General features: G+C 33.6%; 19 protein-coding genes. 7 read left to right on the top strand and 12 right to left on the bottom strand.

The features are described 5' to 3' along the window. The first annotated feature begins 6 nt into the window (after positions 1-6). Complete coding sequence (locus P177_RS05330; protein ID WP_036152609.1) at positions 7-465, top strand: TRAP transporter small permease; 459 nt, start codon at positions 7-9, stop codon at positions 463-465. Beyond that, entirely contained in the window at positions 465-1,760 is a 1,296-nt protein-coding gene (locus tag P177_RS05335; RefSeq protein WP_036152612.1) for a TRAP transporter large permease, read from the top strand. The genes P177_RS05330 and P177_RS05335 overlap by 1 nt, the downstream gene beginning before the upstream one ends. A gap of 75 nt (positions 1,761-1,835) precedes the next feature. On the opposite strand, the gene P177_RS05340 is transcribed toward P177_RS05335, so the two are convergent. Both P177_RS05340 and P177_RS05345 read right to left on the bottom strand, forming a co-directional pair. Continuing rightward, positions 1,836-2,858, bottom strand: coding sequence for a LacI family DNA-binding transcriptional regulator (locus P177_RS05340; protein WP_036152614.1), 1,023 nt, complete (start codon positions 2,856-2,858; stop codon positions 1,836-1,838). A gap of 74 nt (positions 2,859-2,932) precedes the next feature. After that, positions 2,933-3,625: an NUDIX hydrolase gene (locus tag P177_RS05345; RefSeq protein WP_036152617.1), complete on the bottom strand. Its 693-nt coding sequence runs from the start codon at positions 3,623-3,625 to the stop codon at positions 2,933-2,935. Between the two features lie 382 nt (positions 3,626-4,007). On the opposite strand from P177_RS05345, the gene P177_RS05350 reads away from it, so the two are divergent. Continuing rightward, positions 4,008-5,186 (top strand): aldose epimerase family protein, encoded by a 1,179-nt coding sequence (locus P177_RS05350; RefSeq protein ID WP_036152619.1) that lies wholly within the window; start codon positions 4,008-4,010, stop codon positions 5,184-5,186. A 149-nt stretch (positions 5,187-5,335) separates the two neighbouring features. Continuing rightward, complete coding sequence (locus P177_RS05355; protein ID WP_036152622.1) at positions 5,336-6,154, top strand: glucose 1-dehydrogenase; 819 nt, start codon at positions 5,336-5,338, stop codon at positions 6,152-6,154. A gap of 79 nt (positions 6,155-6,233) precedes the next feature. Here P177_RS05355 and P177_RS05360 read toward each other — a convergent pair whose 3' ends face one another. The 8 genes from P177_RS05360 to P177_RS05395 all read right to left on the bottom strand — a co-directional run bounded on the left by P177_RS05360 (position 6,234) and on the right by P177_RS05395 (position 13,512). Continuing rightward, complete coding sequence (locus P177_RS05360) at positions 6,234-7,763, bottom strand: carboxypeptidase-like regulatory domain-containing protein (protein ID WP_157486465.1); 1,530 nt, start codon at positions 7,761-7,763, stop codon at positions 6,234-6,236. Between the two features lie 19 nt (positions 7,764-7,782). Then, complete coding sequence (locus P177_RS05365; RefSeq protein WP_036152624.1) at positions 7,783-9,162, bottom strand: CsgG/HfaB family protein; 1,380 nt, start codon at positions 9,160-9,162, stop codon at positions 7,783-7,785. Between the two features lie 10 nt (positions 9,163-9,172). Beyond that, on the bottom strand, positions 9,173-9,571 hold the full coding sequence (locus tag P177_RS05370) for a curli production assembly/transport component CsgF (protein ID WP_036152625.1): 399 nt from the start codon (positions 9,569-9,571) through the stop codon (positions 9,173-9,175). A 2-nt stretch (positions 9,572-9,573) separates the two neighbouring features. After that, positions 9,574-10,344, bottom strand: coding sequence for a CsgE family curli-type amyloid fiber assembly protein (locus P177_RS05375; RefSeq protein ID WP_036152627.1), 771 nt, complete (start codon positions 10,342-10,344; stop codon positions 9,574-9,576). 8 nt (positions 10,345-10,352) lie between these two features. Next, a complete protein-coding gene (gene csgH / locus P177_RS05380) occupies positions 10,353-10,751 on the bottom strand; it encodes a curli-like amyloid fiber formation chaperone CsgH (protein ID WP_036152628.1) in 399 nt (132 codons plus the stop codon). Between the two features lie 19 nt (positions 10,752-10,770). Continuing rightward, the gene (locus P177_RS05385) at positions 10,771-11,301 is read right to left on the bottom strand and encodes a hypothetical protein (RefSeq protein ID WP_157486467.1); all 531 of its coding nucleotides are present in this window, start codon (positions 11,299-11,301) and stop codon (positions 10,771-10,773) included. A 67-nt stretch (positions 11,302-11,368) separates the two neighbouring features. Beyond that, positions 11,369-12,496, bottom strand: coding sequence for a hypothetical protein (locus P177_RS05390; RefSeq protein ID WP_036152650.1), 1,128 nt, complete (start codon positions 12,494-12,496; stop codon positions 11,369-11,371). Between the two features lie 479 nt (positions 12,497-12,975). Further along, complete coding sequence (locus P177_RS05395) at positions 12,976-13,512, bottom strand: lipid-binding SYLF domain-containing protein (protein ID WP_036152653.1); 537 nt, start codon at positions 13,510-13,512, stop codon at positions 12,976-12,978. A gap of 277 nt (positions 13,513-13,789) precedes the next feature. On the opposite strand from P177_RS05395, the gene P177_RS05400 reads away from it, so the two are divergent. Continuing rightward, a complete protein-coding gene (locus tag P177_RS05400; protein ID WP_036152656.1) occupies positions 13,790-13,981 on the top strand; it encodes a hypothetical protein in 192 nt (63 codons plus the stop codon). A 77-nt stretch (positions 13,982-14,058) separates the two neighbouring features. Here the strand turns inward: P177_RS05400 and P177_RS05405 are convergent, their stop codons facing one another. Further along, complete coding sequence (locus P177_RS05405) at positions 14,059-14,889, bottom strand: DMT family transporter (RefSeq protein WP_262493307.1); 831 nt, start codon at positions 14,887-14,889, stop codon at positions 14,059-14,061. 395 nt (positions 14,890-15,284) lie between these two features. On the opposite strand from P177_RS05405, the gene P177_RS05410 reads away from it, so the two are divergent. Then, entirely contained in the window at positions 15,285-16,103 is an 819-nt protein-coding gene (locus P177_RS05410) for an SDR family oxidoreductase (protein ID WP_036152662.1), read from the top strand. 171 nt (positions 16,104-16,274) lie between these two features. Continuing rightward, entirely contained in the window at positions 16,275-18,509 is a 2,235-nt protein-coding gene (locus P177_RS05415; RefSeq protein WP_245233008.1) for a DUF7133 domain-containing protein, read from the top strand. A gap of 10 nt (positions 18,510-18,519) precedes the next feature. On the opposite strand, the gene uxuA is transcribed toward P177_RS05415, so the two are convergent. Then, positions 18,520-19,695 carry a mannonate dehydratase gene (gene uxuA, locus P177_RS05420; protein WP_036152667.1) on the bottom strand — a complete coding sequence of 392 codons (1,176 nt, stop codon included), beginning with the start codon at positions 19,693-19,695 and terminating at the stop codon, positions 18,520-18,522. Positions 19,696-19,702 lie beyond the last annotated feature (7 nt).

Genomic DNA, 19,702 nt, shown 5'->3' on the forward strand with positions numbered 1-19,702 from the left:
TTTACTATGCGAAATAAAATAGATTCCGTTTTAGGCAAGGCACTAGTACTTATTATGGCCGTCATGGTCATCAATGTACTTTGGCAAGTTTTTACACGATACGTAACTGGCAACCCTAGTTCATTTACAGATGAGCTAGCACGCTTTTTAATGATTTGGATCGGAGTACTGGGAGCTGCATATGTTTCTGGTAAAAATTTACATGTAGCCATAGATATTCTACCGCTTAGGCAAAGTGAAAAGACACAGAAAAAATTAAAGATAATAGTCACCATATTAATTATACTATTTGTTTTGTTCGCCTTTGTAATAGGTGGGTCCAGATTAGTATATATCTCTTATGTGCTAGGGCAACAATCACCGGCTCTGCAATTACCTCTTGCAGTGGTCTACCTTATAATTCCAATCAGCGGTTTGTTGATTATGTATTACAAAATATCTGACCTCAAAAATATCAACTCATGATGGAGCATTTACCGATTATCGTTTTAGTACTAAGTTTTATATGCTTATTGTCTATTGGTACACCTGTAGCTTGGAGTATAGCAATTTCATCTTTATTGACCATGTTGGTTAGTATACCTGCAATGCCTGCATTTACAACGGTATCTCAAAGAATGGCTACAGGTCTAGATAGTTTTGCATTGTTGGCAATTCCATTTTTTGTACTATCGGGCGAGCTCATGAATAAGGGAGGTATAGCCCATAGACTTATCGCTTTTGCAAAGACATTGGTAGGTTCCTTTCCTGGCGGATTGGCATTAATAAACGTCATAGCGGCTATGTTAATGGGTGCAATTGCAGGATCAGCAATGGCATCTGCTTCTGCTATGGGTAGTATTTTAGGTCCTGAGATGGAAAAAGAAGGCTATTCTAAAGAATTTGGGGCAGCGGTCAATATAACTTCCGCAACAACCGGTTTAATTATTCCACCAAGTAATGTATTAATAGTTTATTCTTTAGCCAGTGGTGGTGCATCTATTGCAGCACTATTTTTAGCGGGATATATCCCCGGAATAATGACGGGATTATTTCTAATGATCGTAGCAGCTTTCTGGGCAAAAAAGAAGAAATATAAAGTAGGAAAACGAAGCAGTTTAAAAGAAGTAGGGAAAACATTTATAGATGCATTACCTAGTCTTTTTATGTTAGTTGTGGTTATTGGAGGTATTGTTACAGGAATCTTTACGGCTACAGAAGCATCTGCCATTGCAGTCTTGTATAGTTTAATTCTTGGCTTTATTTACAAGGAGATCACCTTGCCAAAATTGCCTCAAATTTTATTGGATTCTTCTGCAACAACGGCAATTGTAATGCTATTGATAGGGTCGTCTATGTGTATGTCTTGGGCATTATCTTATGAAAACATTCCCCAAGATATCAGCTCCGGACTTCTAAGCCTAAGTGATAATAAGATTGTTATTCTTTTGATCATTAACTTATTGTTGTTGTTTGTGGGTATTTTTATGGATATGACCCCTGCTGTATTAATCTTTACTCCCATATTCTTGCCAGTGGTCACCAAATTAGGTTTGGACCCTGTCCACTTCGGGATTATAATGGTATTGAATCTCTGTATCGGGTTATGTACACCACCGGTTGGGTCTGTTTTATTTGTTGGGGTAGGTGTGGCCAAAACAACCATTGAAAAGGTATTTAAACCCTTGTTGCCTTTATTTATAGCAATGATTATTGCTCTTTTCTTGGTTACTTATATTCCGCAATTAAGCTTATGGTTACCTAGCTTGTTTGATTTGTAGAAGAATGCTAAGCTATTAATAAGTATACTTAAAGTACAAGGAGGATAAATAAAATCAGAAATTGTAGTTTATCAGCTATTTGGTTTTATTGGATGATTTTCTAACAACCAATTTAGCAGGGAGTACTACCTTTTTTTGTGTGTTTATAGATTGCTTATTTTCAATCTGCTCCAAGAATACTTTAGCGGTCATTTTTCCCATTTCCACTGGTGATTGGTCAACGGAGCTGATAGATGGTTCTAAAAACTGAGTAAATGGTTCATTACTAAATCCTACAACACTAACATCTTCTGGTATTCTTATAGATTTGCTCTGTAAATATTTAACAGCACCTAACAATCCGTTATCCGTAGAAGAGAAAATAGCATCTGGTGGTACGGGTAGTTCCATTAATTTTTTTGCAGCTTCTTTACCTGCCTCCATATCATTTTTTAGCGTTATAACATAATCGCTCTTATACGCAATACCGTGTTTTGAAAGTGCATCCTTGTAACCATTAAATCGGTTATTATATAGTTCAATATTTTGATCTACGTTAAAATGGGCAATTCTTTGGCAACCTTGGTTTATAAGATGCTCAGTAGCATCAAACCCACCTTGGTAGTCATCAATGGTTACTGTGCTTATGCCGTCAAAATTTAACACACGATCAAAAAATATAAAAGGCGAATTTTTTTTGAAAACCTGATTTAATTGATTTTTATTCTTATTTGTAAATGAGGTGGAAACTAGAATACCGTCTACTTGTGCATTAATTAAATTTTGAATAATCTTCTTTTCGCGATCACTTTCTTCATGTGTTTGACAGATGATGACATGAAACCCTTTAGGGTAGAGCTCTTCTTCAATGCCTCTAATTACCGACGCAAAAAAGTTTTTATTAATAAATGGCACAACCACACCTACATTATTGCTCCTACCACTTTTGAGAGCAACTGCAAGTCTATTTTGTTTGTAATTTAATTTTTCAGCTGTGGCAAGAACCAAATCGCGAGTTTTTTCGCTTATTTTAGGGTTGTTGTTCAACGCCCTAGAGACAGTAGCTGCGGTTATTTTTAGCTCTTTTGCAATATCGTAGATGGTGGCTTTCTTGCTCATAAAAAAGTGTAGAACAAATTTACAATTATTGAGTCATAAATTGTTTCTGAAAGCGGCTTAAAGTTAACGGGTAATTAAATTTTAAAACAAAAACCTTCCTCTACCTTTTTTTGGTATTTGTCTTCATCGAATTCAAATAGAAAGGCTCCTTTTTTAGATGAGCTCATGTCTTTTTCTTTTAATTTATTTAGCAGGTCAAAAGAATTGAATTTGTTTATAAAATTTCTTTTATCCAATTCGGTATCTAAAATAGCTTCGTACATTTTTTGAAGTTGGCGCATTGTAAACTTTTCAGGTAAAAGTTGAAAACCAATGGGCTTATTGGATATTCTGCTGCGAAGTGATGCAAGAGCATCTTTCACCATTTTATTATGATCAAATATTAGATCTGGCCTTTCTTTAATATCAAACCATTTAATGGGGTTGTTTTTTAAAAGATTTTTACAGTGATGCTCTATATCTATTAGTGCAAAATACGAAACAGAAATTGTTCTTTCTTTGGGGTCGCGGTCCAATTTAGAATAGGTATGAACCTGCTCCATATAAATATCATGTAGACCGGTTAAACGATTAAGAATTCTTGAAGCTGCATTATTTAAATTCTCTTCTTTTTTAAGAAAACCACCAATTAAAGACCATTCGCCTTTTGCTGGCTCAAAATCTCTTTCAACAAGTAATATTTTTAATTCTTCTTGGTAAAATCCGAAAATAATACAATCTACAGCAAGTAAGACTTTGTCCTCTTTGCAATAACTATTCAAAACCATGTTCTAATTTTTGCGAGCCTAAATTAGTAAGAATGAATGAAATAAAAAATGAAGAAAATACGAAATGGTTCATAATCCCCTCCATTTAGTGCACTATATTTAAGTTAGTTAGTCTATTTGTATAGTTGTTTACTAGGGTTTAATACTTTATTGTTTTATTGTTGAACAATAGGTTAGCAAGTGAAAAATGCAGAGCTCGCTAACTTTCATTGATTGTGTTAATATTGAATATCTTTAATTTTTTTCATTATAAATAAAAGGTTTTTTTAGCGACATTATTTTTTTTAAAATCGATAGGAATTTTTAAAGCAACAACGCTATTTTAATTAGTTTTATAAAAAGATATTGAATATTTTTAAAGCACTTCAGAATCGCGTAAAGTATGAGACTAGCAAAACTGAATAGCTTTTCAATAAACATTTTTATCATTTTGATGTTATGTTTAGCATGTAAGAAGAAAATAGATCATAAGTCATTAAAGAAGCAAAAGAGTGTTATGCGAATTGAAAAGTGTTATTATGGCACGACCGTCGACAAAGAAGAAGTTACGCTATTTAAACTTATTAATGAAGGTGGTATTTATGTAGAGGTTATTACTTTTGGTGGTAGAGTTACGACAATAAAGTGCCCTGATTTACAGGGTAAAATGGATAATGTTGTTTTAGGTTTTGATAGTTTAAGTCAGTATGAAAAAAAGAACCCATATTTTGGAGCTGCAGTTGGTCGTTATGTGAATAGAATTGCCAATGGAAGGTTTAGTTTAGAAGGTGAAGTATATACATTGGCAAAAAACAATGGGGACAATAGCTTACATGGAGGGTTAAAAGGCTTTGATAAAGTGGTTTGGATTGTGGAGGAAGTAAAAGAAACCCCCTCCTTTGTTTCTGTAAAATTAGCTTATTTAAGTAAAGATATGGAAGAAGGTTTTCCTGGTAATTTGCAAACTACGGTTACTTACACCTTAAATAATGATAATAGTTTAAATATTCATTATGAAGCAATAACCGATAAAACTACCATTGTCAATTTAACCAATCACTCTTATTTTAATCTGTCAGGAGATTGCTCAAATTCAATATTGGACCATGAAGTTCAGATTAACGCCAATAAATACGTTCCTGTAAATAAATCGCTAATACCAACAGGTACATTAGCTTCCGTAGAACATACACCTTTCGATTTTAGAGCAGCTCAGTTACTAGGTGATGTCATTAAAAACAATCATGAGCAAATTGAAATAGGTGATGGGTTTGATCATTGTTGGGTTTTAAATAATGTATCAAAGGGGTATCGCTCCGTTGCCAAGGCATACCATTCTTTATCAGGTAGGGTATTGGAAGTACTAACAGATCAACCAGGAATGCAGTTTTATACTGGTAATTTTTTAGATGGAACATTACCAGCACCAAATGGAGGGGTGTTTAATAAAAGAAGCGGATTCTGTTTTGAGACTCAACATTTTCCCGATGCTCCAAATCAACCTAAATTTCCTAGTACAACTCTTGTTCCGGGAGAAAAGTATAGAACTAAAACAACTTTTAAATTCTCTACTAAATACTAAATCCGTATTCGGATCAATTCTTGCATTTTATCGGGTTTTATTTTAGTAAGCTGGAATTTTTACATGGATACGTTGTGCTATTAATTTTAGTTATTGAGATAATTAATACCATGATTTCAGAATATATTTATTCATAAAAAAGAAACATCATGCAAAAACCTAATAAAAGATTAGAAGGACAAACATGTATTGTTACCGGCTCTAGCGATGGAATTGGCGAGGCGGTTGCAAAATCTATGGCAATGGAAGGGGCTAATATGGTCGTTAATTACCATAGTAGTAAAGAGGAAGCTGAAGAAGTTGCACATTGGATCAGTAATAATTCTAGTTGTGGTAATGCCATTGTTGTAAAATGTGATGTTAGCAAAGAAGATGAGGTCAAGAGCATGTTCAAAAAAACAGTTTCTGAATTTGGTACTGTAGATGTTTGTGTCGCCAATGCCGGTCTGCAGTTAGATCATCCACTTCATGAAATGCCTTTAAAAGATTGGCAACGGGTTATAGATGTAAATCTTACCGGACAATTTTTGTGCGCTAAAGAAGCCATTATTGAATTTAAAAGAAGAGGAATGCGACCAGAGATATCTAATTCTTTGGGAAAACTAATACATATGAGTTCTGTTCATGAAGTAATTCCGTGGGCGGGTCACGCAAATTATGCGGCATCAAAAGGCGGATTGGTTATGTTAATGCAAACCATTTGTCAAGAATATGGTCCTAATAAAGTAAGGTGTAATTCCATTGCGCCAGGTGCTATTAAAACAGATATCAATAAAGATGTTTGGAGTACGCAAGAGGGTAAAGATGGAATGTTAAAATTAATACCTTACAAGCAAATAGGTGTGCCAGATGATATAGGTAGTGTTGCAAGTTGGTTGGCTTCAGATGAATCTGAATATATTAATGGTACCACTATATTCGTTGATGGTGGTATGACATGCTACCCTGGTTTTACTGCGAATGGGTAGGTTATCACTGAATAATAAAAGAAATGCCATGAAAGTTTAATTTTCATGGCATTTAGTAATATTATTTTTAAAAGCACTTTTATTCCCAATTGGGCATATAGCCATTTGTAAAAAGTACTTCGTTTTCAATAATATCTACAGTATCAAATTGTTTACGAACAATGCTGTTTTCTGAAATACCATCGTTAGAAGTATAAGTAAAAATTACAAATCCGCCATTTGGAGCATATTTCGCATCTAGATTATTAAAGCCGGTTGGTTTTTGTGTATTTATTTCGGTTGATGTACTTGTCGTTAGGTCATATTCAAAAATTCTAGTATCTAGCTGACGATATTGTGCATTTTCAGTATTTGAGACATCTCTTGTATATAAAATTTTATTACCATCCAGAGAGAAATCTATTCCTCCTAAAGCACCGGTTATTCCTGTTATAATGGTTTGAGTGCCTAAGCCAGAATCAGGATTTACAATTCTTAGCTGCGCATTATACCCTTCAGAATTATTAAGTTTTATAACCACTTGTTCGTTTGCCGGGTTGGTAGCAACCTCTGTTATAAATTCTTCATTTAAAGATTCATATACCATTCTATTACCTGATCCATCAATATTTATTGTATATAATTTATTAAAGTTAGAATAGTAGATAGACCCACCATTATTATGCCATGCATATTCAATTTCATCTTGTCTGAAACCGGCAATTGGTATTTCTTGAGTCAATTGCTTTTGATCGGTTCCATCTAAATTCATAGTAAATAAATGTGATTCACCTCCAACGGTTCGTATAAAAGCTATTTTTTCAGCTAATCTATTTGTTTTAGGTCTATAAGAATTTAAGTTGTCAGTTGTTAGCTGTACCTCATTTTGATTTACTTCTTGACTATTACTGTCTACAGGCTCTCCTCCTGAAAATATCACATTATTTCCATTTATTTTTCTTACGAAAAGAAATCTATTGGTTTCTATTCCTTCTAGTTGAAAGTTGCTGATTTTACTTTGAACTGGGTCAGTAATATTATCACTTGCAGTTACTTGCCAAAAATAAGTAGCACCAATAGCTAAATTTTCTACGGTATAGGTCGTATCTGCTACGGTACTGAACAATTGCGTTTCACCTGTGTTTCCATTTCTAAGTTCAAGGGTATATTCAATATCATCATCATCACTAGATGCAGATGACCACAAAAATTCTACGGGACTTTTAACTTTTATTTGTTTGTCAGCAGGGAAATATAACTGTGGAGTTAGTGGTTGTAGATTTGAAGCAGAGGTACTATCCATCTCAAAAATTATAGTAGTTGCTTTGTCATTAAATATGCTTGCGGCTTCAAATGAGGTTTCATATTCATCTTTATCTGCCTGCACTGAGTAATCGCCAATTAGAATATCTTGAATGGTGAAATTGCCTTCACTATCCGTAAATACGGTATTTGAAGCTGGATTGGTCGTTATTTTTACATTTTCTAGAGGAAGATTGTCTCCATTGGTTACCACTTTACCTTCAAGAGAGCCAAATGTTTGATCACCAAGAGTTTCTTCTTCACAAGATAAAAATAGAAGTGATGAAATTATTACAGTGAAATAGTAAATATTTTTAAAATGAACCATTCTATATTCAATTAAATTATTAAAGTTTTTTTCCAATTCTAAATTCCATCCCTACACTGAAATTATAGTAGAAATCATCTCGTTTTCCATTTACGATATCGTCAATGGCATCACTTGTTGTATGATTATTTTCAGCACTTATAAAAAAGGATAGTCTAGGATTTATATTGTATTTTAATGCAAGACCATATTGTAAATTGATACCAGAAGTATCTTCGGCAATATTTGGATCAGGAGTTCTAATGTCAAAAATACCACCAACACCACCATATACATAAGGGGTTAATCTGTCTAAAGGAAGAAAAGTATACCCAAGAGTTAAGTTTCCGCTCATATACTCTTTGTGGAAATTTTGACCTCCCCTAAAGTAGAAGTAATCTCCTTTTATCCCAATGTCAAACTTGGGAGATAAATAACGACTGTATTTAATGCCTCCACCAAATCCAAAAGATTTATTTGTGAAATCTCCATTAAATATGGGAGCGTTACCTTTTACTGATATTCCTGAATTTAAAATTTCGCTTGCCTGGGTTCTGTTATATAGAAGAGTAGACTCTTCTTCAGCTTTTCTTAAATTGTACGTAGATACTAAAGAATCATTTTTAACCGTTCCTTCAGCAGTGCTCCAAAGATTATCTTCTACACCCTCTACTATTAAAGACTCCACCGCGTTTTCAATAGCATTTTGTATGGCTAATTGAATAGGTTCATTTTTTGTAATACCAGTTTCCACTTCTAATAATCTTTGAAATTTTACATATTTAAAAAGACTTGCATCAATAGCTTGGGATAATATCGTTTTAGAAACATAGACTGTCTTTAAAATTTTACCGTTAGATGTGGATACAGCTCTCAAATAAATAGTAATTCTATCTTGGCGATATTGTGTGGAGCCACCAACACCAAAATAGCGTGCTCCATAACCACCAGTAATAATGTTGGTGTCGTAAGAGATTATGCCACCCTCTAATAATATTCCGGCATATAGTAATGGTGGCAGGTTGGGCTTATTACTTTGATCACCAGTATATTCTTGCCTCGTGGACCGGATGATATTTCTCTCATTTAATAAGTTTGAAAGGTTTTCCCTTTCTATAGGTGTAAACCACTTAGAATCTTCCAATGCCTTAATAAGCATAGTTGTCGCACCTTGTGGAACAGCAGTGCTAAAAGTGCTCGCATTTTCTACACTTTTATATTGCCCAGTTTGATCTTTAAAATTATATACACCAACCACTATGGGTTCACTGGGTAAAGGCAGGTTTTTTAATGATGCAGATTCTGTAGTGGTTTCACCAATTCTTGATGTGCTTGGGGCAACTGGTTGGTTGTAATATGCTCCGCAACTGTTAAGTAAAATCAGCAAAGCTATTATATAGATTTTTCGAAGTAATGTCATGAATGTTTGCTTAGTTGGGTACAATAATTTGAGTTTGTTCACCTGTTGAAGTATCTAAAATGTTGATAACAAGACCTTCGCCAGATTCAAAAACTTCTAATAATAAACTACCTACATTGAAGGTGCCAGGTTCAAGACCTTCACCTAATTCAGAATCAAATACTGATCGGGTAAGTTGACTAAGTAATTGCCTGTTCAAACTTTCTTGAAAATCCTCAAGCTCAGAAGAGTCGTTATCAAAATTGCTATCTGCGGTAAATGAATTTTGAGCATTTGCTGAGCTAAGCAACCATTGGTAATTAAATGTTTCTCCTCCAAAATTCGGATTTTTAGGGGTGTACACAAATTGCTGCGAGTGGCAGTAGTCAGTAGCAACTAATAAAAGAAATAGAAGTATGGTTTTTTTCATAATTAATATTGAATTGTATTCTGCCTAATGGCTTTATTTTGCTGAAAGTAGTAGTTAACTCTTGCGATTGACTGATTTACCATTTCTTTGATATATGAACTTCTTGGATTTAAAAAGAACTGAACAACTAAGTCGTCACCGGCAAAAACTTGAATCTGGGTATTACCACCAATGGCTAGCACTTCATCGACTTTTACCATCTTATTCCCTTTAATATTATTGTTATTATAAGCCAGATAAAACATTTGATAAAAATCTCTGCCAGGTTTAGTTTTTGTATTCTCAAATACTAAACCGGTAAGTAAATCTATATCTTGTGCATGTTGGCTTTTTTGTTTTGAGGCAGGTTTTTCTTTGGTAATTACCTTGGGCTTCATTTCATCTTCTCCTTCAAAACCATTGATAACAATTCTGTCTTTACCAATTACTTTTTCATCTTCATATACCAATACAAAAATGATTGTTCGTTCTCCTTGACTGAGGTCTAAGGTTGCTGTACTTATGTTTTTTTGCTCTCCAGGTTCAATAACAAAGAATTGTTCATCTTTGAACTGGGTAAGTTGTGAGTTTATTTTTTTGTTTGTGGTAATTAGTGCTTTGTAGCTTAAACTCTTTTTTAGCGTAGTTTTATTATAAGCAGAGAAGGTAATGTTTGTAAGTACATTTTCAGTTTCAATTGCTATATGCGCTTCAACCTCACTATTAAACTGAGCTAAAAGTGTATAGGGTAGAGCAAATAATGCCCATGTGAATATGAGGGATATTCTATTCAATTGTATGCTTATTTTTTAGTAGTTTCTTTAGCTGTTATCACTTTGCGCTGCTGCGTTATTTGGATGTTTTTTGAATTGAAGAGGGTTAATATGACTTTAGTATGATCTTTAGGGTTGATATTTATGGTTGTGGTAGAGAGTGTAGTTTTCTGATTAGGGTCTACAGTAAAAGTTCCACTTTGTTTGTTGTTACTAGTATTACCGGATTTACTTATTTTTTGAACATCTAAGGTGTAATTCAAATTTTGGATTTGTAAGGAGTTATTACTGCACACTCCGCTAATTGAAACCAAATTATTTTTTTGTGGTGTTAGTACTATATCTGACGTTACAGTACTAGTTTCTTGGGAAATTCCTGAAAATACTGAAATGCATACAAGCAGTAATATGTAGGTTTTTTTGGTCATTTAGAATGAGGTTAAAAGATTAGTTTACAGTTCTGATTATTAAACTTTGGGATCCATTATCCATGCTAATTCTCATTTTGTCAACGATGCTGTTACTACCCTCTATTACTAGGTTTTGTCCGTTACCGTTTTGCTCTACAGTTCTTTCTAAAAGTTGTTTGTTGTTGAAAGTATTGTATTCTATTAGTGTGTTGTTGTTCCCGTTTTGGGTTACGGAATAATCTATTATCTCAGCTTTTAATTTTAAATCAATATTGTTATTGTTACCAAATTGATTTAACTGAACATCACTTATTGTAGATTGCGTGGTAATATCAGAATAATTGTTGTTGCCAATTTGTTGAATGAATATTCCGGTATTGGTTACATTGATTTCTGATGGTAGCAGGGCTGCATTTGATTGTTGAGAAAAATAGTTTAGCTGTTCTTGACTAGTTCCAATTCTTGTTGCAACCTCACTGTTATTAATTGTTATCATGCCTTGACAAATAGCCAAATTGAATGAAAGTAATATTAATGGGAGTAGTAGATTGTAACGGGTAACTTTCATGTTATAGAGATTAAAAAAATTACGGAACATTAAACTAAATGTTCCGTAATCTTAAATAAAAAATTGATTAGTTTGCTTGGTTAACAATTACTGCGTTGGTAGCACCATAACTAGCTACTGTACTCATTTGGCCAGAACCTGTTTGAGTTACAATTGCTTTGTTTCCAGCTGCTACTCTTTGTAATACATTACTTTCGTGACCGTTACCATTTTGTGTTATTCTTGCGATAGATCCTGCACTGTCTTGGTCTATATTACTTAGGTTGCCATTTCCTCTTTGGTCAACATAAGCCTTGTCGTTATCACCATGTTGCATTATATCACTGATATGGTTCATTCCTCGTTGATCAACTTTAGCATAATTATTGTTACCAGAGAATTGGGTGATAGTACTTTCTTGATTATCCCCTTTTTGAATTACATATGCTTTTTCGTTAACGCCTAATCCTTGAGTAACAGTACTGTTGTGGTTTGTGCCATTTTGATCAACATTAGCTAATGAGTTGCCAAAATCCTGATAGACTGTACTTGTGTTAGTCGATCCAACTTGTTTTACAAAAATGTCATTTTGAGTACCAGATTGATTATTGTAGGCTTTGTTGTCTTGACCATCTTGTTCTGTATTAGAATAATTTTCTGAACCGCCATTAGCTTCAGTTACAGTATTCCAAACTTGGTTATCGGTTCCATCTTGGTCTATAATAGCTATGTTATTATCTCCAGAAATATAAGTAACATCCAAATTGTTGGTTCCATTTTGTGTTGAACGTACAGTATTTTCGTCACCTCGAATCTCCGTTGTAGCATTTGGTGAGGCACCTGCCCTAGAACTATTATTTAAATTACCAATTTGATCAATGAAAACCTTGTTTCCTGTTCCTACCACAAATGACCTAGTGTAATTACTTGTACCTTTTTGATCAACATCCGTATTATTGTTAAGACCTCCAGATTGAGCACTGTTTCTGTTCGAAGTACCTCTTTGTACAATTTTTGCATCATTATTGGTACCGTTCATTCTAACACTAGACCTGTTGGTTAATCCTTTTTGATCCACCTCAACGTTTGCATCAGTTGCAGTGAAAATCAAGCCATTACTTCCAACTCCTCCATTGGTTACAGTGCTAGTGTTGTTTTGCGCCATTACAAATGACCCCATTGCTAGTGCCATGGCACTTAAAACTACTTTTTTCATAAAATTTAATTTAAATATTAATTATTGGTTATAACTCTTTGTGGGGTATTCCTAACAAGTAGAAATAAGAATTAAACAAAAACTAATAAAGGAAAGGGGATATGCCTTTTTAGTTGAAACTAAAAGTCATTAGATAAATCTTAAAATGTACGGGGGGAAAGCTTTACGGGGGATAAACTCGTGCAATAAAAAATAACTAACTAATTATTTTAAATTTCAGTTGCTTATCAATTCTTCAACAAGTTTATCTGTTTCAACGATTATTTATTAAAATAATCGTTGAAATACAAATTTAACAGATAAGTAACATTTTAACTTATTTTTTGTTGAAATCATAAAATTTGGATTTATAATTGAATAATAACTAAAAGTTATCGTAATTTTAAATAATTGTCAAATTGTTTATAACTGTCGTCACCATACTTAAAACAAAAAAGCCACCCAATTGGGTGGCTTTTTTTATATTATTTGGTGATAAATTATTTCATCATTGGCTTGTAATCAAATTTTTGACCACCTACAGATGCATCCGCCATTAAACCTGCTTTTGGTAAAGCAAATACGGCAACACCATCTCTGTATTTTGCGTTAACTGCAACTCCAGATTTTATTGCTACTGCCGATGCTTCAGCAGAAAATTCAAAATCACCTTCTTTAAATTCGGCTAAATCTTCCTCTGTTTCAAAAAAGATTACTTCTGTAATTGCTTGTCCACCTGCTTGTAGACCAACACTTAATTTTTTTAAATCAGCCATACCAACCATAGTTCCATCTTCGTATACTACACCATTACCTGATGCACCTCCAATAATGAAACCACCTTTACCTACGTTTGGAAAAACTACATATCCAGCTGAATTTTTAAAGAATTGGTCTAAACCAACTTCCATAGTCATTAATTTCTCTTTCGCTTTATCTGAATCCTTAATTATTTTTTTGTCTTTGCTACTTTGCGCATTTACACCTACAGCTAAGAATAAGAAGGCTGCGGCTGTTATAGATTTTAAAATTTTCATTTGTTCTAATTTTATGTGTTAATAAGAATTGTTTCTATACCACAAAGTTAAACTGAATTGAAAGTAATGTTTGTTCTTATCCATAAAAAATTTGATTCAAATACATTTTAATTATTTGTAAATCAGTTAATTGTAAGTTAAAATTATGTTTTAAATTACTGTTATAATGTCTAAGTATTTTAATTAAAGGGATTTATAGATAGAACATATTTCTTAAAAATTTGTTAATTATAGGTTTTAATTTTATATTCATATCATATTTTAAAAATGATAGGCGATGGAAAACCAAGAGAACTTCTTTGATTCGAAAATGATAGCAAACTTTCTAATAGCTTTCGCTTTGATTTTTACTGCCATATATTATTTCAATTATTCCGATGAAATTGAAAATGAAGTAAATACTGTTATCGTATCTTCTTTAAAAGATGTGAACAATAGTTTGGTAGAGCAGGAGACTGCTCACAAATAATTAAAATTTCTGACCATAACTATAGGCTGTCAATTCATTAGAATTGGCAGCCATATTTGTTTTTAGCCTGTTGGTTGTTACTTCTCGCCAATCATTACATTGGCTATTAATGAAGCTATTATCATAACTATGCCTAATAAGCTCCAAGGAGAATAAATATCTCCAAACCAAAAAATACCAACGGAAATGGTAAATATTACTTCTATGTATTTTAAAGGAGCAACTAAATTAGTCTTGGCAATCTGAAAAGCTTTTGTCATGAATACTTGACCAAAAAAACCAAATAGACCTAAGCTTGATAATAATAACCAATCAATTCCCATAGGATTTACCCAATCTTTAATACTTAAAATACCTCCTATTATAGTACCTGTGAACATAAAGTAATTTACGATGACTAACGGGTGATCACCGTTTCCTATTTTTCTAATCAGTACATATACTAAGCCGCTGAAAACAGATGCTGCCAATACCAATAATAAACCGGTGGTATTTATAGTGTTATCAAAGCCTTTTAATACTAGAACACCGGCAAATGCAAATAAAAATAAAAACCATTGAATAGGTTTTAATCTTTCTTTAAGCAGAAAAACAGCAAATACAGCCGCATAAATAGGAGCCAGATACCTAAGTGATACAGCTGTGCCCACAGGTAAATATTTTAAGGACATAAAAAACAAACTCATTGCGGTTAAACCTGCAAGAGCTCTAAATATCATAAACTTACGGTTGTTGCCTAATATAGGAATGCCTTTTACTAGTATATATGTTGTTCCTAAAATTAGGGAACCTATGGTTCTGAAGAATACAATTTCAAAGGTGGGAATATGTTCTAGATATTTTATAAACGAATTCATTAAACTAAATGAAAACGTACTAATGCTCATAAATAAAATTGCCTTCTTCACAGTCCAAAATTGTCCTTGCAAAGTTAAAGGGGCACTATAGATATCCCCGAGTAAATTTGTGATAATTGTGGGTTATTCTTAAGTTTTATCATTCTGATAATATTAGCTAATAAAAGGTTGTTTTTCAATGGTGTAATTGAAGTATATTCATCATACTAGAAATAAAGAGAGTCATTTTTTGACATTTATGAGACTCAAAAACTAGTTGTACTTCCAAAATACGCTGTCAATCATATTTATGGTTAATAATACCGTATGTAAAAGTTATAATAGAGGTAAGGTTAGAGATAGTTTTTCATAATTCTCTTAACTTGGCATCACAATATAAATTGTCTAATCAAATAGCAAGTTATTATTTTTTAAATTATAATTACAACTAAATAAATACATAATAAATGAACGAATTATTATCCTTGAAAGATAAAAATTATGCCCTTTCTGGCGGAACGGGAACCTTGGGTGGTTCTATTGCCAAATATTTGGTAGAGAATGGTGCTAAAGTTTTATTACTAGGTAGGTCTGAAGATAAATTAAAGGACAAACAAGAGGAATTAAATACACTGGTTCCAAAAAGTACATTTATTTTCAAGGTCGATGTAATGGATGAAGGTGAACTTACAACGTTAAAAAATAAAATTAAAGAAGACTTCGGTCATCTGGACGGACTAGTAAACCTTGCGGGTGGTAATATACCAGGGGCAACCGTAAAACCAGATCAGACTGTTAGAGACATTGCTATGAGCGATACCAGAAAAGTAGTCGATATTAATTTATTTGGTACCGTTATACCTACCATAGTTTTAAGTGAATTAATGGTAGAACAAGGTTATGGTTCTATTGTGAATATTTCATCTATGGCAGCCAAGCAGACCATATCTAGAGTTCTTGGATATTCCATGGCAAAAAGTGCAGTTGATATTTTTACCAAGTGGATGGCAAATGAATTAGCGTCTAAACATGGAGATAAAATTAGGGTTAATGCAGTTGCGCCTGGGTTTTTCATAGGAAATCAAAATAGACGCTTACTTACCAACGAAGATGGTTCTTTCACAGAAAGAGGAAATAGTATTATTAAGAATACCCCAATGGGTCGTTTTGGAGATGCGTCAGAATTAAATGGGATGGTACATTATCTGCTTAGTGATGCTTCAAGTTTCGTTACAGGGAGCATTTTTGATGTTGATGGTGGTTTTACATCATTTTCCGGTGTATAATTTTGAAATTCATCTTGATTACAAAAAATAGTTAATATCGATTTGTTTTAACTGTTTTTTGTAATCGATTACCTAACTTTAAAACTGATTTTAGTGGTCGAATTTTACCTAGTTTTTGGTGATTTTTTTCTATCTAAAATATAAAGTTCGCTATTTACATAATTAGTTTTCATGCGTATTATTCATATTGGTTTTCTTATCACTTTCTGTCTTTTAATTTCTTGTCAAACCAGCTTTAAAGAGACTCAAGTTTCTTTAGAACCTTATACTGTTGAAGATGGTTTTAATTTAGAAGTTTTAGCAGCTGAGCCATTGTTAAAGGCTCCCGTTGCTATAGATTTTGATGCAAAGGGTAGAATTTGGGTTGCTCAAATGCCCGGTTACATGAATGATTTACAAGGTTCTGGTGAAGAAGATCCAACCGGTAGTATTATAATTCTTGAAGATTTGGATGAAGACGGAATTGCGGATCATTCAAAAATTTTTATGGATAGCTTGGTGATGCCTCGTGCTCTGGCACATGTATATGGTGGTTTACTATATGCTGAGCCTCCGTATTTATGGTTTGTTGATATAGAAGACGATAAACCGGTAAATAAAGTTATGGTCGATTCTATTTATGCGGTTGAAGGAAACCCAGAGCATCAACCAAACGGATTGGAATTGAATATTGATAACTGGATTTACAATGCAAAGTCTAATTTCAGGTATAGAAGAATTGACGGGGTATGGAAAAAGGAACCTACTACCTTTAGAGGGCAATGGGGTATTACCCATGATAATTTTGGTAGGCTTTATTACAATGACAATTCAAGAATTTTGTTGGGAGATTATGTGCTGCCTAATACCGTAATAGAAAATAAGTATTTTACACCTAATGCTAGCGTTGATAAACTTCTTACCAATGATCAAAGAGTGTATCCTGCTTTTGCAGGGTCTGTAAATAGGGGGTACGCAAAGGGAGTGCTAAATGCGGATAGTATTTTAGTTAATGCTACAGCTGCTTGTAGTCCGCTGGTTTATAGAGGTGGTAAGTTTACCGAGTCATATGACGAAAATATTTTTGTCTGTATTCCTGAAGGTAATTTAATTAAGCGAGTGCTTTTAAATTTTACTGGAGATTCTACCATTGCACAACAAGCCTGGCAAAAGAAAGAATTTATTACGTCTACAGATGAAGGCTTTAGACCGGTAAGTTTAAAAAATGGACCTGATGGAAATATGTATGTTGTTGATATGCATAGAGGTATGATTGGTCATCATGCTTATATGAGTCCGTATTTAAGGGATAATGCGAAAGCAAAGGAATTAGATACTATTGTGAATTTTGGAAGAATCTTAAAAGTATCCCATGAAAATGCTGAGGTGAATGTTACACCAGACTTTAATAGTTTGAACGGTAGTGAATTGGTAAAGTTATTATTGAACGATAATGGTTGGGTTCGCGACCGTGCCCAGCATTATTTAATCTTTAAAAAATTTAATGCTGTAATTGATGAAGTAAAAGAAATTGCATTGAATTCTAAAAAGCCATTAAGTCAAATTCATGCATTGTACGTGCTTGAAGGTTGGAAAGCATTGTCATTTGAATTTTTGACAGAGGTTATCATAAGAAGTGATGAAAATGTAGCCTCTCATGCTCTTTTACTTTTAAAAGGATTTGCAACCAAAGAAAATGTAGAAGAAGCTATATCAATATTTAAAACTGTTTTGGAGCGTGATACTATTAGTTTGGATCTTTATTTAGGTAGTTCATTAGGTAGTTGGATTAAGATTGATGAAGATCATTTTTTACCATTTATGATGGAAATTTTAAATAGAAGAGAAAACAATATAACTATAGTAGAGGCTGTAATTTCGGGTTTAGACGCTGTTGATTCTGATATTTATGCCAATGCTATTGTTATGGATAGCCTAAAACATACCCCTTTTGTAAACAAACTGGCAAGAACTATTTCAGATAAAAAAGCGGATAAGATGAATGCCATTTTTACAATTGAGAAAACTACTGAAGATACACGTACAAGTGGTGCTCGAATGTTTTTTCAGATTTGCGCATCTTGCCATGGTGCCGGTGGTAAGGGAATTGAAGGTTTAGCACCTCCTTTAATGAATTCCGAACACGTTAAAAATACAGAGAGACTAGCACTTATAATTTTACATGGACTTGAAGGTCCTGTGCATGTAAATGGTGAAGTTTATAATATTAATTTAGCAATGCCTGGTCTTATTAGAAATGAAACTATAACAGATACGGATATAGCCAATATAATATCATACGTAACCAATGCTTTTTCTGATAAACCGAAAAGGTTAAGCACCAATCGTATAAAAGAATTAAGAAGTGTGAAGTCTTCTTCTGGTATGGAATTTACAGAAAAAGAACTTCAAGCACTTGATAATTAATCTAAACTGATTACATACTTTTTCTAATCCCCATTTCCAAGCCCCTTAATTCGGCTAAGCCTCTTAGTCTACCAATACCGGAATACCCAGGGTTGGTTTTCTTTCTCAAGTCATCTAGCATTTTGTGCCCGTGATCAGGGCGCAAAGGCATTCTGGTATCTTTACGACCAGAAGCTTTTCTTTTATCCTGCTCTTTGATCAAAGCTTTCATAACACCATACATGTCAACATCTCCCTCTAAATGGTTGGCTTCATGAAAATTTCCATCAGCATCGCGTTGTGTGCTACGTAAATGGATAAAATGAATGCGATTACCTAAGCGTTCTACCATGCCTGGTAAATCATTATCCGGTCTAACACCAAATGAACCTGTACAGAAAGTTAATCCGTTGTTTGGGCTATCCACTGCTTTATATAGGTCAACAATATCTTGCTCTGTACTTACAACACGTGGTAAGCCTAGAATAGGGAAAGGTGGATCATCTGGGTGAATACACATACGTATACCTGATTTTTCCGCAACCGGAATAATTTCGGATAAAAACTCGAATAAATTTTCTTTCAATTCATTCGGTCCTATTTTATCATAGGTAGCTAAAATGGTATTGAATTCTTCTAATGTATACCCTTCTTCAGCCCCTGGTAACCCTGCAATAATATTGCTTATCAACTTTTTCTTTCCTTCTTCGGTAAGTTGATCAAAATATGTTTTAGCGGCAGATTTCTGAGCGTCTGTATAAGTGTTTTCTGCACCTGGTCTTTTTAGTAGGTATAATTCAAAGGCTGCAAATGCATCAGCTTCAAATCTAAGAGCTGTAGAACCGTCTTCTATTTCAAAATCTAAATTGGTTCTGGTCCAATCAAGTACCGGCATAAAGTTATAGCAAACCGTATCTATACCGCATTCTCCTAAATTAGTGAGTGTTTGTTTGTAATTTTCATAGTAGGTCTTATAATCACCATTTTGGGTCTTGATCTGTTCGTGAATAGGAACACTTTCTACAACAGACCAAGTTAAACCTGCTGCTTCTATTATATTCTTACGCTCCATTATATCATTTACAGACCACACTACACCATTAGGTATATAATGTAATGCACTTACTACACCTGTTGCACCTGCTTGTTTAATATCTAATAATGATACGGGATCGTTTGGTCCGTACCAACGCCATGTTTGTTCCATTTTTCTT

The sequence above is a fragment of the Maribacter forsetii DSM 18668 genome (assembly GCF_000744105.1).
Classification (GTDB): domain Bacteria; phylum Bacteroidota; class Bacteroidia; order Flavobacteriales; family Flavobacteriaceae; genus Maribacter; species Maribacter forsetii.